This is a genomic window from Brevibacterium sp. ZH18 (genome assembly GCF_022748595.1).
Lineage (GTDB): Bacteria > Actinomycetota > Actinomycetes > Actinomycetales > Brevibacteriaceae > Brevibacterium.
Map to the genome: position 1 here is coordinate 126,220 of NZ_JALDSX010000003.1, position 15,374 is coordinate 141,593.

Annotated in this window: 12 protein-coding genes; 8 read left to right on the forward strand and 4 right to left on the reverse strand. The window is 64.5% G+C overall.

Going from position 1 to position 15,374, the window contains the following annotated elements; genetic code table 11:
* Positions 1–56 precede the first annotated feature (56 nt).
* Together MPN20_RS02190 and MPN20_RS02195 are read left to right on the forward strand one after the other, a co-directional pair.
* Entirely contained in the window at positions 57–1,967 is a 1,911-nt protein-coding gene (locus tag MPN20_RS02190; protein WP_242778972.1) for an APC family permease, read from the forward strand.
* A 6-nt stretch (positions 1,968–1,973) separates the two neighbouring features.
* On the forward strand, positions 1,974–3,326 hold the full coding sequence (locus tag MPN20_RS02195; RefSeq protein WP_242778975.1) for a methyltransferase: 1,353 nt from the start codon (positions 1,974–1,976) through the stop codon (positions 3,324–3,326).
* Between the two features lie 23 nt (positions 3,327–3,349).
* Here the strand turns inward: MPN20_RS02195 and MPN20_RS02200 are convergent, their stop codons facing one another.
* Complete coding sequence (locus tag MPN20_RS02200) at positions 3,350–3,541, reverse strand: hypothetical protein (protein WP_242778978.1); 192 nt, start codon at positions 3,539–3,541, stop codon at positions 3,350–3,352.
* A gap of 341 nt (positions 3,542–3,882) precedes the next feature.
* Here MPN20_RS02200 and acnA point away from each other — a divergent pair, with 341 nt between their 5' ends.
* Positions 3,883–6,567: an aconitate hydratase AcnA gene (gene acnA / locus MPN20_RS02205; RefSeq protein ID WP_242778981.1), complete on the forward strand. Its 2,685-nt coding sequence runs from the start codon at positions 3,883–3,885 to the stop codon at positions 6,565–6,567.
* Between the two features lie 403 nt (positions 6,568–6,970).
* Positions 6,971–8,911 carry a 1-deoxy-D-xylulose-5-phosphate synthase gene (gene dxs, locus MPN20_RS02210; RefSeq protein WP_242778984.1) on the forward strand — a complete coding sequence of 647 codons (1,941 nt, stop codon included), beginning with the start codon at positions 6,971–6,973 and terminating at the stop codon, positions 8,909–8,911.
* A gap of 124 nt (positions 8,912–9,035) precedes the next feature.
* Here the strand turns inward: dxs and MPN20_RS02215 are convergent, their stop codons facing one another.
* Positions 9,036–10,208 carry a ribonuclease D gene (locus MPN20_RS02215; protein WP_242778987.1) on the reverse strand — a complete coding sequence of 391 codons (1,173 nt, stop codon included), beginning with the start codon at positions 10,206–10,208 and terminating at the stop codon, positions 9,036–9,038.
* Positions 10,205–10,819, reverse strand: a complete 615-nt coding sequence (locus MPN20_RS02220) for a DUF3000 domain-containing protein (RefSeq protein WP_242778990.1) — start codon at positions 10,817–10,819, stop codon at positions 10,205–10,207. The genes MPN20_RS02215 and MPN20_RS02220 overlap by 4 nt, the downstream gene beginning before the upstream one ends.
* Positions 10,820–11,025: 206 nt before the next feature.
* Between MPN20_RS02220 and hemE the strand changes: the two genes are divergently transcribed.
* The 3 genes from hemE (at position 11,026) to hemQ (ending at position 14,279) form a co-directional block, all read left to right on the forward strand.
* Positions 11,026–12,072 carry a uroporphyrinogen decarboxylase gene (gene hemE, locus MPN20_RS02225; protein WP_242778993.1) on the forward strand — a complete coding sequence of 349 codons (1,047 nt, stop codon included), beginning with the start codon at positions 11,026–11,028 and terminating at the stop codon, positions 12,070–12,072.
* A gap of 4 nt (positions 12,073–12,076) precedes the next feature.
* On the forward strand, positions 12,077–13,489 hold the full coding sequence (gene hemG, locus MPN20_RS02230; RefSeq protein WP_242778996.1) for a protoporphyrinogen oxidase: 1,413 nt from the start codon (positions 12,077–12,079) through the stop codon (positions 13,487–13,489).
* Positions 13,490–13,568: 79 nt separating this feature from the next.
* The gene (gene hemQ / locus MPN20_RS02235; protein ID WP_242778999.1) at positions 13,569–14,279 is read left to right on the forward strand and encodes a hydrogen peroxide-dependent heme synthase; all 711 of its coding nucleotides are present in this window, start codon (positions 13,569–13,571) and stop codon (positions 14,277–14,279) included.
* Between the two features lie 193 nt (positions 14,280–14,472).
* On the opposite strand, the gene MPN20_RS02240 is transcribed toward hemQ, so the two are convergent.
* Complete coding sequence (locus MPN20_RS02240; RefSeq protein ID WP_242779003.1) at positions 14,473–14,685, reverse strand: hypothetical protein; 213 nt, start codon at positions 14,683–14,685, stop codon at positions 14,473–14,475.
* Positions 14,686–14,813: 128 nt separating this feature from the next.
* Between MPN20_RS02240 and MPN20_RS02245 the strand changes: the two genes are divergently transcribed.
* Positions 14,814–15,338 (forward strand): MarR family transcriptional regulator, encoded by a 525-nt coding sequence (locus MPN20_RS02245; protein ID WP_242779006.1) that lies wholly within the window; start codon positions 14,814–14,816, stop codon positions 15,336–15,338.
* Positions 15,339–15,374 lie beyond the last annotated feature (36 nt).

Consider the following 15,374-nt stretch of genomic DNA (forward strand, 5'->3'; position numbering starts at 1 on the left):
GACGGCCCTTCCGCAGTGAGGACAGGCGTGCGCCTGCGCTGAAAAAGCGCATCGCGATGCCCGTCTTCGCCTCCGACATGCTCTCCTCGGTTGCGTACGCTCCCGACGAGATCCTGCTGGCCCTGTCTCTGACCTCACTCGTCGCCCTCACCGTCGCCCCGTGGATCGGTGTCGCCGTGGGTGCAGTGATCCTCGTGATCGTCGCGTGCTATCGGATCAACGTCAAGGCCTACCCCTCGGGAGGCGGCGACTACGAGGTGGCTTCGAAGAACCTCGGTCCCAGAGCGGGTCTCATCGTCGCTGCGGCTCTCCTCGTCGACTATGTGCTGACCCTGGCTGTGTCGATGACGGTCTTCGCCGCGTACATCACAACGGCCCTCCCGGCGCTGGCCCCTTATCGGGTGCCGGTGGCCATCGTCGGCATCCTGCTCATCACCCTCGCCGGCCTCCGTGGATCCCGAGCCACGCCGATGCTGCTGGCGATTCCGACCTACCTCTTCCTCGGCGCCGTGTTCCTGACGATGAGCGTGGGACTCATCCGGGTCGGACTCGGTGACACCCCGCACGCGGAGACCGCTGACTACTCGATCGTCCACAGCGGCGTCAACGACGAAGTGACGCTGGGCCTGGCAACCGTGCTCGTCGTGCTGCGTGCGTTCTCCTCTGGCTCGGTCGCCCTGGCCGGGGTGCAGACCGTGGCGACCGCTGTGCCTGCGTTCAAGAAGCCGCGCGGCAAGAACGCCGGGAACACGCTGCTGCTGTCCGGCCTGCTGGCCGCACTCATGCTCACCGGCCTGACCTATCTGGCCTCGGCGACCGGGATCAAATACGTCGACGATCCGCACCTCTACCTGGTGCGGCCCGATGGCAGCGCCGTCAGTGCCGAATACGAGCAGGAGCCTGTCCTCGCGCAGCTCGCGCACGCGATCTTCGACAACGCACCGGCCATGTTCTACATCGTCGTCCTCGTGGCGGCTCTCGTCCTCATCGTCGCTGCGAACACCGCGGTCGAAGGATTTCCGGGGCTCGCCTCCCGCCTGGCCCGCGACGAGTTCCTACCTCGTCAGCTCGCCTCGAAGGGCGACCGCCTGACATTCTCGAACGGCATCATCCTTCTGGCCGTCGCCGCGATCGTGCTCGTCATCGCCACGAGAGCATCGGCGACGACGCTGATCCAGCTCTACCTCGTGGGCGTCTTCGCCAGCTTCGTCTTGGGTCAGGCCGGAATGGTCCTGCACTGGAACAAGCGTCTGCGTCTGGTCATCGATCCCAAAGCCCGCCTGCGGATGCACATCAACCGCGTGGTCAACGGCGCCGGCTGCGTCATCGCCTCCGGCGTGCTGCTCGTCGTCATCGTTTCGAAGTTCCTCGCAGGAGCCTGGCTCGCGGTCGCAGCGATGGCCGCCCTGTACATGGTGATGGGTGCGATCCACCGCCACTACTCCCGAGTGAAGAGCGAGCTTGCCCCGACGACGGATCTCGACTCCCGCACGATCCCGTCGAACACGCACGCGATCGTCGTGGTCAACGAGATCAACAAACCGACGATGCGAGCACTCGCCTACGCTCGAGTCACCCGATCGAGCCAACTCGAGGCCATCACGGTCGCCGTCGACGAGAACGTGGCTTCCGCGCTGCAGAAGCAGTGGAACGACATGGAGCTGCCGGTCGCCCTGACCGTCCTCGACTCGCCCTACCGCGAATTGGTCCGCCCCCTTTTGGCGCATGTGCTCGCAATCCGCCGCAGATCGCCGCGTGATCTCGTCATCGTCTACATCCCTCAGTTCATCGTGGGACGCTGGTGGGAGCACATCCTCCACAACCAAGTAGCCTTGAAGCTGCGCACTCGCCTGCTCTTGGTCCCCAACGTCGTCGTGGTCTCGGTGCCTTGGCGGCTGCGTTCCTTCTCCCGTCAGTACGGCGGAGACGGACCCGAGAACGACAACCCTCTGTACAGACAGGCCTGAGCACTTATGAGCGCACCATCGACCGATGAGATCCCCTCGCAGGATCTGACCCTGACCGTCGAGAGTCCCGCAGCCGGCGGCAGCAGCATCGCCCGCCACGAGGGACAGGTCGTCTTCGTCACCGGTGCGATTCCGGGGGAGCGCGTGCGTGCGCGCACAGAAGCAGGTCCGGCCGCGAAGTTCCTGCGCGCCGACGTCACCGAGGTGCTCGAGCCCTCCGAATTCCGCGTGCCCGACCGTCGTCCGGCGTACCTCGTCGACGCGGCGAACGGACCTCTTTTCGGAGGAATGGAGTTTGCCCACGTCGACCTCGCGCACAGCCGCAACCTCAAGGCCGAAGTGCTCGGCGACCAGCTCTCCCGTATCGGACATCTCGATCGCGACGTCTCGGTCACCGCGGCACCGGAGGAGTCGACGGGAACGGACTGGCGCACGCGTGTGCAGATGGCCGTCGACCCTGCCGGCCGTCTCGGGATGCGTCCTGCTCGCTCCCACGACGTCGTGCCCTTGCGCACGGCTCCGCTGGCGTGCCCCGCCATCGCCGAGGTGGATCTGTCCGAACTGCGTCTGCCGGGTGCCGATCGGCTGGAGTTCGCCTGGGCAGGCGATCACGGAGCCGTGATCGTGCGCGGTGACTGCGATCCGACGGCGGTGGAGAAGTTGGCGTCGGCTCTGCCCTCACAGTGGTCCATCCTCGCCGAGAGCGGCGGCAGCTCACAGGTCTCTGCACACCGGGGGAAGCAGCGTTCAGGTGCCGGACGGAATCCTCGACCGGGCAAGTCCGGACGCGGCCGACTTGACGTGGTCAGAGGCCAGGACTTTCTGACGGAGAGGGTCGACGACCGCGACTATCTGGTCGCCGCCGACGGCTTCTGGCAGGTCCACGATCAGGCGCCCGAGGTCCTCAGTGGTGCAGTGCGATCCGCGTTGCAGACTGACACGACTTCGATCACCGATCTGTACTGCGGTGTCGGACTGCTCGGGATCAGTGCTGCGACGAACACCGGTGCCGAACTCTACGGTGTCGAAGGCGTGAAGTCGGCGATCGTGAATGCCAAGGCCAATGCTCGGGGCCTCACGGCGGAGTTCGAGGCCGTCCGTGCCGACCGGGCGGTGATTCCCGCGTCATCCGATGCCATCATCCTCGACCCGCCGCGCTCGGGAGCGGGCAAGGCTGTCACCAAGGCGCTGATCGGTTCGTCAGCGTCGACGATCGTCTACGTCTCCTGCGATGCGGCGACGTTGGCGAGGGACCTCGGTGCCCTGACAGCCGGCGGCTTCGTGATCGAGAGCCTGCGCGGCTTCGACCTGTTCCCCCTGACCGCGCACCTGGAGACGGTCACTGTTCTGCGGCGGTGACGTCGCCCAGCCTCGGCGAGGGTCTAGGCCCGAACTCTCTGCGGAAGCAGAACCAGGACGACGAGCGCGATGAAGGTCGTGAGGAAGCCCAGCAGCCCCCACCAACCGCTCGACCGGCCCTTCTCCTTGGCCAGTGTGTGACAGATGACGGCGAAGATGATGCCGACGAGAAGTGCGCCGAATCCGAATCCGGCGCCGAGCGTGAACGGGTCCATGAGTACTCCAAGAGTGGGCGTGTGCGATTGGCTTTCAGCTTATGAGCGGGCGGGGGAGTCCGGCGCTGGGGCTGACCGGATTCTGTGGTGCGGGAAACCCGAATCTCCTCTGTTGATGCCTGATTCTTCAGCCCGTGCGGCTCGGCTGCGGAAATCTGAGGGGACGGTGCCGGACTGCTCGACAGGCGTCGTCGCGAAGGTGGTCAAGGGCTTGGAAATACGGTAGAATTTATCTTGACGTCAAGATACTTTTGGAAACATATGTGTCGCGTAAATCGGTGCGTGACGCAAGGGCGTGCCCGGTTTCTTGGATAAGTGTCGGATGAAACAGGAGAATCACGATGAGCAACGTCGATACGTTCAAATCGAAGAGCACTCTGACCGTAGGCGAAACGGATTATGAGATCTATCGCCTCGACAAGGTCGCAGGGTCGGAGAAGCTTCCCTTCAGCCTGAAGGTGCTGTTGGAGAACTTGCTGCGCACCGAGGACGGTGCGAACATCACTTCGGAGCATATCGAGGCTCTCGGCAGCTGGGATCCCAGCGCCGAGCCGGATACAGAAATTCAGTTCACTCCCGCCCGTGTCGTCATGCAGGACTTCACCGGAGTTCCCTGCATCGTCGACCTCGCCACAATGCGCGAGAAGGTCGTCGAACTCGGCGGAAGCCCTGATCAGGTCAACCCGCTGGCTCCGGCCGAGCTGGTCATCGACCACTCGGTCCAGATCGATAACTTCGGCACCGCCGATGCGATCGAGCTCAACATGGACATGGAGTACCAGCGCAACGGTGAGCGTTACCAGTTCCTGCGCTGGGGACAGACCGCCTTCGACGACTTCAAGGTCGTTCCTCCAGGCATGGGCATCGTCCACCAGGTCAACATCGAGCACCTCGCACGCGTCGTCATGCCGCGTGAGGTCGACGGTGTTCTGCGCGCCTACCCGGACACCCTGGTCGGCACCGACTCCCACACCACCATGGTCAACGGCCTCGGTGTGCTCGGCTGGGGCGTCGGCGGCATCGAAGCAGAGGCAGCCATGCTCGGCCAGCCGGTCTCGATGCTCATTCCGCGCGTCATCGGCTTCAAGCTGACCGGCGACATCCCTGCCGGCGTGACCGCGACGGACGTCGTGCTCACGATCACCGACATGCTCCGCCAGCACGGCGCAGTCGGAAAGTTCGTCGAGTTCTACGGCGAGGGCGTCGCTGCGGTGCCGCTGGCCAACCGCGCCACAATCGGCAACATGAGCCCCGAGTTCGGCTCGACCGCCGCGATCTTCCCGATCGACGAGGTCACCATCGACTACCTGAAGCTCACCGGTCGTTCGGCCGAGCAGGTTCAGCTCGTCGAGGACTACGCCAAGGCCCAGGGCCTGTGGCACGATCCGAGCAAGGAAGTGAAGTACTCGGAGTACATCGAACTCGATCTGTCCACCGTGGTGCCTTCGATCTCAGGACCGAAGCGCCCGCAGGACCGCATCGAACTCACCGATGCCAAGAACCAGTTCGCCAAGGACATCCACAACTACTCGGCAACGGGTGAGGAGTCCAAGTCTGCGTCGGTCACCACCGCTGACGGACGCAACTTCGAGCTGGCCAACGGTGCTGTGGCGATCGCCTCGATCACTTCGTGCACCAACACCTCGAACCCTTCGGTGATGATGGCTGCTGGCCTGCTGGCTCGCAATGCCCGCAAGCGCGGACTCAACTCGAAGCCCTGGGTCAAGACATCCATCGCTCCGGGTTCGAAGGTCGTCACCGAATACTACGAGAAGGCGAACCTCATCGAGGACCTCGAGGCCCTCAACTTCTTCGTCGTCGGCTATGGTTGCACCACTTGCATCGGCAACTCCGGACCGCTGGAGCCCGAGATCTCGGACAGCATCCAGGACAACGATCTTGCCGTCACCGCAGTACTCTCCGGTAACCGCAACTTCGAAGGCCGCATCAGCCCCGACGTGAAGATGAACTACCTCGCTTCGCCTCCGCTGGTCATCGCCTACGCTCTGGCCGGAACCATGGACTTCGACTTCGACAACCAGCCTCTGGGCCAGGACTCGGAAGGCGTCGACGTCTACCTCAAGGATCTGTGGCCTTCGCCGGAAGAGGTCGAGTCGGTCATCGCCTCCTCGATCTCGACCGATATGTTCGACACCGAATACGGTCGGATCTTCGAAGGTGACGACCGCTGGAAGGCACTGCAGACGCCCGAAGGCGCGATCTTCGAGTGGGACGACGAGTCGACCTACGTGCGCAAGCCCACCTTCTTCGACGGCATGGGTCTCGAGACCGAGCCTGTCGAAGACATCACGGGTGCACGTGTGCTGGCGAAGCTCGGCGACTCGGTCACGACCGACCACATCTCGCCTGCCGGTTCCTTCAAGGCTGACACTCCGGCCGGTCGGTACCTGGTCGAGCACGGTGTCGAGCGCAAGGACTTCAACTCCTTCGGCTCGCGTCGCGGCAACCATGAGGTGATGATCCGCGGAACGTTCGCGAACATCCGCCTGCAGAACCAGCTCCTCGACGGAGTCCAGGGTGGCTTCACCCGCGACTTCACGCAGGAGGGCGGTCCGCAGACTTCGATCTACGACGCATCCGTGAACTACCAGGAGGCCGGCGTTCCGCTGGTCATCCTCGGTGGCAAGGAATACGGCTCGGGATCCTCGCGTGACTGGGCAGCCAAGGGCACGAAGCTCCTCGGAGTCGGAGCCGTCATCACCGAGAGCTTCGAGCGCATCCACCGCTCGAACCTCATCGGCATGGGCGTCCTGCCTCTGCAGTTCCCCGTCGGTGAGTCGGCAGACTCGCTGGGCCTCGACGGCACCGAAACCTTCTCGATCACCGGTGTCACCGAGCTCAATGAGGGCAAGGTCCCGAAGACGGTCAAGGTCTCTGCTGCGAAGGAAGACGGCACCACCGTCGACTTCGACGCCGTGGTCCGCATCGACACTCCGGGTGAAGCAGACTACTACCGCAACGGCGGCATCCTGCAGTACGTGCTGCGTCAGCTCGCAACTGCCTGATCTGCGCAACCGTCGCTGAATCTGACGTGCTCGTGTGAGCGATGCGCGTCGGGAGCAGTGACAGCAGGGACTGTCAGCAGTCCTGATCGCCGAAGGCCGGTGGGTTTCGACCCACCGGCCTTCGGCGCACCCGGACTGCCCTTTCGCACCATCAGTGGCGCAGTGCGCACCGGCCACCGGCGGCAGCAGAAACGCCCGTTGCGCAGAGTGTTTTTGCCATCCTCTGTGCTCGACGTCGTGATGGCGGCTAGCAGTAATCGACCGGCGCAATGAGTGTGACCAGACACAATCGTCAGCCGCAGTGACCGGGGGAGCACCAACTTTCCGCCGCGAAGCGTTAAGATGATTCGAGCGGAAATTGCAGTATCCGAACCATCTACTTTGCATTCAGGAGCGAGGCCGAATGACATTTATCGAGTCGATCAGCTCGCCTTCAGAGCTGCGTGATCTCGACGCCGCCGAATGCGAAGTGCTGGCGAAGGAGATCAGGGACTACCTGGTCACCACTGTGGCGGGCACGGGCGGCCATCTGGGCCCCAACCTCGGCGTCGTCGAACTGACGATGGGACTGCACCGAGTCTTCGAGTCCCCGCACGATACGATCCTCTTCGACGTCGGTCATCAGACCTACGTGCACAAACTTCTGACTGGACGCATCGGTGAGTTCTCGACCCTGCGCCAGCGCGACGGCCTCTCGGGCTACCCGAGCCGAGCCGAGAGCGAACACGATGTGATCGAAAACTCCCACGCCTCGGCGTCGCTGTCGTGGGCCGACGGCATCGCCAAGGCTCACCAGCTGAAGGGTGAGAGCGACCGCCACGTCGTCGCCGTCATCGGCGACGGTGCGCTGACCGGCGGCATGGCCTGGGAGGCGCTGAACACGATCGCGGCCGACAAGTCGACGCCGCCTCGCAAACTCATCATCGTCGTCAATGACAACGGGCGGTCCTACGCGCCCACGGTCGGCGGATTCGCCGAGCACCTCGACGAGCTGCGAACCACGTCCGGCTACGAGAAGCTGCTGTCCTGGGGCAAATCGACCTTGCGCCAGTCCGGCGCTCCCGGCCGCGCCGCCTACAGCGCCATCCACGGCGTGAAGAAAGGCCTCAAGGACATGGTCAGCCCGGAGCAGTCCGGGATGTTCGACGAGCTCGGGATCAAGTACCTCGGCCCCGTCGACGGCCACGATCTGCCGATGGTGGAGAAGGCGCTGCAGCGTGCCAAGCAGTATGACGGCGGGCCCATCATCGTCCATATGATCACGCAGAAGGGCCAGGGCTACGACCCCGCGGTCAACGATGACGCGGATCAGTTCCATTCGGTCGGAGTCATCGATCCGCTCACAGGCAAGTCGACGCCGTCGAAGCAGACCTCGTGGACTTCGGTGTTCGGGGATGAAGTCCTGCAGATCGCGAAGTCCCGGGACGACATCGTCGCCGTCACCGCCGCCATGCTCCTGCCCGTCGGCCTAGCGAAGTTCGCCGAAGCGTTCCCCGAGCGCGTCTTCGACGTGGGCATCGCGGAACAGCACGCCGTGGCCTCGGCCGCGGGCCTGTCCTACGGTGGCCTACACCCGATCGTGTGCGTCTACGCGACGTTCCTCAACCGCGCCTTCGACCAGATCCTCATGGATGTGGCCCTGCACGGTCAGGGCGTCACCTTCATCCTCGACCGCGCCGGTATCACCGGACCCGACGGCGCCAGCCACCACGGGATCTGGGATATGGCCATGCTCCGGGTCGTCCCGGGCCTCAAACTTGCTGCACCGCGTGATGCCGCTCGGCTGACCGAGGAGCTCGCCGAGGCGGTCGCCATCGAAAATTCTCCGACCGTGATTCGGTTCCCCCGCGGCAGTGTGGGATCTGACATTCCGGCTCTGCGCCGTCTCGATGACGGCGTCGACGTCCTGCGCGAGGTGCCTGCGGGTACTGCCAAGGACGTGCTGATCGTCTCCGTCGGTCCGTTCGCGGGCCGCGCGCAGGAAGTGGCCGAAGATCTGGCCGAACAGGGCATTGCCTCGACCATCGTCGACCCGCGCTGGGTGCTGCCCGTGCCGGGCGGCGTCATCGACATGGCCGTCGAGCACAGCCTCGTCGCCGTGATCGAGGACGGAGTCAAGGTCGGCGGAATCGGCTCGCAGATCCGCAGCGACCTGCGGGCAGCGGATTCGAGGGTCGGGGTTCTCGAACTCGGTGCACCCGACGAATTCCTGCCTCAGGGCACCCGCGACGAGATCCTCGAATATGCAGGACTCGACGTGGCCACCATGGTGTCGGAGATCGTCCACATCCTCCCGGCAGAGGTCAGGGAGCGCGCTCAGCAGAGCTCACGCAAAGCCGTCTGATCCGGCAGTTTCGTCTGAGCCAGCAGTTCCGCCTGATCCGCCTGATCCGGCAGTTCCGCCTGATCGAAGGCGGGTGAGACAACCTGTGAGCACAGAATCTGCGGTGCCCGCCCGCAGCTGAGCCTCAGGCTGCAGGAAGAGCTTCCAGGGCCGTCTGCAGTGCCGGTGCGCTCAGCTCGATCTGCCAGGGGCGTGCACCGCGCTCGGCGAGGAACTCGCCGACGTCAACGGGAGCCTGGGCGCCGAGAGCCTTGACGATGGCTGGCTGCAGCAAAACGTCGTGGGACATGTCATTGTCTTCAGCCACCTCGGCGACGGCAGCCTTGAGTGCAGCGACCCGGTCCTTGATGTCGGCGTGATTGAACGGTGACCGACTTGTTGTGGTCGCTTCCCGGCGTGCGGGCAGTTCATCATCGGGCAGGCGTGCGGCCTTGCGGAAGGCACGGAAGAGGCGTGCGGACTCCGACCGTGAGAGTTTGCGCCACTTATCCATGATGTCGTCACTCGACTGCACTCGTGACTGCGCCAGCGCGACGAGGTCGCGATCGCGCAGGATGCGGGTCGGGGCGACGTCAGCCTCAGCGGCCATGGCGTCGCGGGCCGTCCAGATCTCTCGAACCTTGGCAATGTCCCGGCGTGATTTGAGCTTCGAGAGCCCGTTGGTCCGTCGCCAAGGTTCCGCATAGTGCTTGGGCTGGAAGTCGAGCAGATGCTCGAACTCCTGTCGGGCGAACTCCGTCTTGCCGGCTTCATCGAGCTCCGCAGCGAGGATGTCGCGGATGGGCAGGAGCACCTCGACGTCGAGGGCGGCGTAGTTGAGCCATTCCTCGGGCAGCGGTCGCTTCGACCAATCAGCTGCTGAGTGCTCCTTCGCCAGGCGCAGACCGAGAGTTCTCTCGGCCACCGAGGCCAGTCCGAATTTCTCCCACCCGAGGAGACGGGCAGCGAGCTCGGTGTCGAAGAGAGCTGCTGGCTTCATTCCGCGCTCCTGCAGACAGGGCAGGTCCTGTGTGGCCGAGTGGATGACCCATTCATCATGGCCAAACGCCGAATTCAGCGGACTGAGGTCGTCGAGCACCTCGGAATCGAGGAGGAAGGTGCCGGCCTCCGATCGGCGCAGCTGGACGAGGAACGCCCTTTGCCCGTATCTGATGCCGGATGCCCGCTCCGCATCGATAGCGATGGGACCCGATCCGTGTTCGATTTCGGCGCACGCCGTGGAGAACTCGTCAGTCGTGTCGACGAGGGGCGGAATGCCGTGAGCAGGTGTGGCCAAGAGCGGTAGTTCGGTTGTCATCGACGTCGCCCGGGCAGGGCTGAAACTCCTTCAGGAAGCGGTGGCAGTCCGGCAACTGTGCACAGCAGATCGATCCACGCTTCGAAGTGATCGCCGATCTGTTCCGGCTCGGTGATCACGGGGGTCCACGAAGCGCGCAACTCCAAGTCTATCGTGGCGGGTCTGCTCGCAAGCGTCCCGAAGCTCTCAGAGAGCACGCGGGTGGTGGTGCCGCCGGCGGCGGCGAGTTCGCAGTCATTGGCTTCGAGGGCCTCCTCGAGCCAGGTCCACGCGACATGACCGAGCATGGCCTCGTTGCCGAGTTCGTGCTCGAGTTCGGCTCGGATGTATGAGACCACCCGGAACTGGCCCTCCCATTCCTCGGGAGCGCTCGGATCGTAGAGGACGACGATGCGGCCGGTGGCCAGCTCTTCGATCGATTCTCCAGTGGCCTGCAGGAATGTCTCGTCAGTTTTGACCTCGGCGCCCAGAGCATAGGAATAGGGTGCCAGTCGGGCAGGCGCAGGGATCTCGGAGATCGACACGTTGTTCGTGTTCCTGGCTTCACGCAGGACCGACGTCACGGCGGTGAATTCCGCCGGAATGCGATTGAGAGGTGAGGTGCTGACCACACTTGTCACGATAGATCAGCCCGCCACCGAGGTGAATCGTCCACGCCGTGGGGAGGGCAAGAGTTTTCGCGCGGGCTACCGTGCCGCAGGCCAGACTCAAGTTGCGGCAGGACATTCCCAAGTTGCCGCAGGACAGACTCAAGACACGGTGTCTTGAAACCGGAGTCAGGTGGGCATCGGTGAGGCAAGAATGGGAGGATGGATCTATGACTTCAACCTTGCTGGCTGCTCTGCGTGGAGAGCCCGTCGATCACACTCCGGTCTGGTTCATGCGGCAGGCCGGACGGTCCCTGCCCGAGTACCGTGCACTGCGCGAGGGGACTGCCATGCTCGACGCCTGCCGCACCCCCGAGCTGGTCTCCGAGATCACCGTTCAGCCCGTGCGCAGGCACGGCGTCGACGCCGCGATCTTCTTCTCCGACATCGTCGTCCCGCTCCAAGCAGCCGGAGTCGACGTCGAGATCGTGGCCGGAAAAGGACCGGTGATCGCCGATCCGATCCGTAGCCGGGCCGATGTGGACGCTCTGCCTGGCCTCGAGCCGGACCAGATTCCCGACATTGCGGAATCGATCGGCCGTGTCGTCGACGAATTGGCAGGGCAGACGCCGCTCATCGGCTTCGCCGGCGCCCCCTTCACTCTGGCCAGCTACCTCATCGAAGGCGGGCCGAGCAAAAACCATGAGAAGACCAAATCCCTCATGGCCTCCGACCCGGAGACCTTTTCGCTGCTGCTGAGCAAGCTTGCCAGAATCTCCTCGACCTTCATCGATGTGCAGCTGTCCGCCGGGGCCCAGGCCTTCCAGCTCTTCGACTCGTGGGCCGGCTACCTGTCCCGACGTGACTACGAAGAGCACGTGCTCGAGCACTCGACATCTGTCTTCGAGGCACTCAGCCACCACGATGTGCCGAGCATCCACTTCGGCGTTCAGACCGGTGAGCTGCTCGGTTCGATGTCGCGCGCCGGATCCAGCGCCGTCGGTGTCGACTTCCGTGTCGATCTCGCCGATGCCTCGACTCGCGTCCAGCCGGACCAGGCTCTCCAGGGCAACCTCGACCCTGCACTGCTCTTCGCGCCGTGGGAAGCCCTGGCACCGCGGATCGGCGATATCGTCCGACAGGGGCTCGAACATGATGCCGGATTCGTCTTCAACCTCGGCCACGGCGTCCTGCCCGACACCGATCCTGAGGTCCCCGGCCGGATCGTGGCCGAAGTCCACCGTGTCTCCGAGCAGATCTTGAGCGCGCGAGGCTGAGAGTATGAGTCGCATCACGGTCATCGGGGGAGGCATCTCGGGCCTCGCCGCAGCCTTCCGCCTGGTCGGCGACCATGAGGTCACAGTGCTGGAAGCCGACGACCGCCTCGGCGGGTGCCTGCAGTCGACGACTCTGGGCGGTGCAGTTCCGGTCGGCCTCGACACTGGGGCTGAGGCCAGCCTGTTCCGCCGCCCGGAGACCAAGGATCTCGCTGCCGAACTCGGGTTGACCACGGAGTTCCCCTCGACGGCGCACAGCTCCCGTGTCCTGTCCGGAGGCGAACTCCACGCGATCCCGAAACGGACCATCATGGGCGTTCCCGGGGACCCGGCCGAGGTGCGCGGTCTCCTCGGCACCGAGGCGAGTGAACGTATCGCCCACGAGGTGCTCACCGCTCCCATCGACGGCGAGGATACGTCGGTGGGGGAGTTCCTGGCCGACCGCCTCGGCGCGGACCTCGTCGACACCCTCGTCGATCCGCTGCTGGCCGGGGTCTACGCAGGACGGTGCCGTGACCTGTCATTGGCGGCGACGGTTCCCGCGCTGCTGCCGGCGGCGAGAGAAGGGACATCTGTTCTCGACCTCGTGACCGAACTCCTCGCCGCACGCGACGCCCAGACGGCCTCCGGTGGAGCGAGCGGGCAGAACTCCGACGCGAAGCCCCAGCCGGTATTCATGAGCCTTGTCGGCGGGATCAACCGCCTGATCCCGGCCCTCGAGGAGCGCATCCTCGCTGCTGGCGGGTCCATCCGCCTGAGCGCTCGAGCGACGTCGGTGCGCGTCGACGCCGGCACGTGGACGGTTGAGGCCGGGGATCTCAGTCTCGAATCCGATGCGGTTGTGATCGCGACGCCCGCTCACGTGACGAGGGATCTCATCGCCGAGCTGGCCCCGCGTTCCGCGGCCACGCTGGCATCCGTTCCCTACGCCTCAACCGCGCTTGTGCCGGCTCTGATCGATTTGAGCACCGGCCCGCTTGATGGCTCGGGCTTCCTCGTGGCTCCGACCGAAGAGGCTTTCATCAAGGCCTCGACGTTCGTGTCGAACAAATGGCCGTGGGTGGGGGAGCGGATCCCGCCTGGGACTGCCTTGATCAGAATGAGCATCGGCCGTTTCGGGGACAGTCCCGATGTGGGGCAGAACTTCGACGATGCTGAGCTCATCGATCGTGCCTTCCGAGACTGGCAGAGGATCACTGGCAGGAGCGGGGATCGGATCCGCGCCGCCGAGGTGCAGCGCTGGGACCGTGCATTGCCTCAGTATCTGCCCGGCCACGGAGGTCTCGTGACCGCAATCGACGAGGAGACGGCAGGAATCCCGGGACTCGAGCTGGTCGGATCCGCGTACGACGGGGTGGGAATCCCTGCGTGCCTCGGCCGAGCCGAGGCAGTCTCCCGCAGACTTCTGCGGACCTGAGGCCCTCACCGTCGACATGATCAGCGACCGAACGTACAGACGAAAACGATGCAACAACGAAGCAGACGAAGGAGCAGGAATGAGCGAATACTCGCAGCCCAGCAGTGAGGCCATCGAACAAGCGAATTCCGAGACGCGCTATATCGCGTACTCGGTCTTCGCTTCGGCTGGAGAGCTCGGTGACGCGGATCGGGCAGAACTCGCCGACGAAGTACACGCGGCCCTGGCGCCTTTGAAGGACGAAGGGCTCGTTGTCCGCGGTATCTACGATGTGTCCGCTCTGCGCGCGGACGCCGACGTCATGTTCTGGTGGCATGCGCCGACCATCGAACTCGTCCAGGCTGCCTACTCCGCAGTGCGCCGCAGTCTCCTCGGCGGCATCCTCGAACCGGTCTGGTCCGTCGTTGGACTCCACCGTCCGGCCGAATTCAACAAGGCCCACCTGCCTGCGCTGCTGACCGACGATCAGCCCGGTGACTACATCTGCGTCTACCCATTCGTACGGTCCTACGACTGGTACCTACTCGATCCGGATGAGCGGTCGAAGATGCTGCGCGACCACGGCATGGCTGCCGCCGGCTACAAGGACATCAAGGCGAACACGATCGCGTCGTTCGCCCTCGGCGACTACGAATGGCTCTTGGCCTTCGAAGCCCCGGAGCTGTATCGCATCGTCGACCTCATGCGTGATCTGCGCAACACCGAGGCTCGGCTGCACGTGCGCGAGGAAGTACCGTTCTACACGGGTCCACGCCGCGAGCTCGTCGACATCATCACCGGGTGGCGCTGAGCCCCGCCCTGCAGTCAACGAGGCGGCTGCCTGGTCCCATCGCGGATCGGGCAGCCGCCTCGTTCGTCGTCGAGGCGGGGCAGCGGCTGGTTGGCATGGGGTCGTGACACGAACGGACGGATCGGCAGGCGACGCAGACTATTCGGTAAGCGGCCGAACGTGGCCGGTCACTCGGGCGGCCAAACGCGGCCGATCACTCGGGCTGCTTCTTCTCAACGACGTACGAGTGGCCATTGGCGTCGGTGCGCATCTCCAGCCCCATCGCCTCGAGCTGCTCATGACGCAGGTGCTCGTCCTCGAAATAGCCGCCGGGACGGAGGTTGTCGACTTGGGCAGGACCGACGATCTTGCGGAAGAAGCGATTGAGCCACGCCACGTGCCGTTGGGAATCATGTGAGTCTGCCATGCGAGTCCATTCCGAGGATCCGCGCCGCTGCGGGGCGCGAGTGAGGTGAACAGGATATAACCAGTGTACCCTAATCATTAGTGCACTAACTGAATGCCGGGCATCTGCCGCAGATGAAAGGGACTCCGATGACGACTGCTCCGACGTCGACCGCTCCCGACCCTCTGGCGTTGGAGAGCCAGATCTGCTTCGCGCTGGCTGTTGCCTCACGCGGAGTGATCTCGGCCTACCGCTCGGTGCTCGAACCGATCCACCTCACCCACCCGCAGTACCTCGTGATGCTGTCGCTGTGGCAGCACGGCACGCTCCCTGTGAGAAAGATCGCCGATCTCCTCAGGCTCGAGGCGGCGACGGTGTCCCCGCTGATCAAGCGCCTTGAAGCTCTGGACTATGTCAGAAAAGACCGCAGCAGCCACGACGAGAGAGTCGTCGAAGTCTCGCTGACGGAGACAGGGGCGAAGCTGCGGAAGTCGGCCGAGGCGATTCCGGGAAAGATGATGGCCAAACTCGACATGGGCGAGTCCGATCTGCTCGATCTCCACGCCACGATGACCCGCCTCATCGCTGCCGTCGACGCCTCCCACGGGGACGCTGCCTCCGAGGACGTTGCCTCCCATGAGGACGCCTCCTCCGCTCCGGCCATTCGGCGCTGAGCGCGGCTCAGGCCTTGGCAGGACGCGACATCGGTG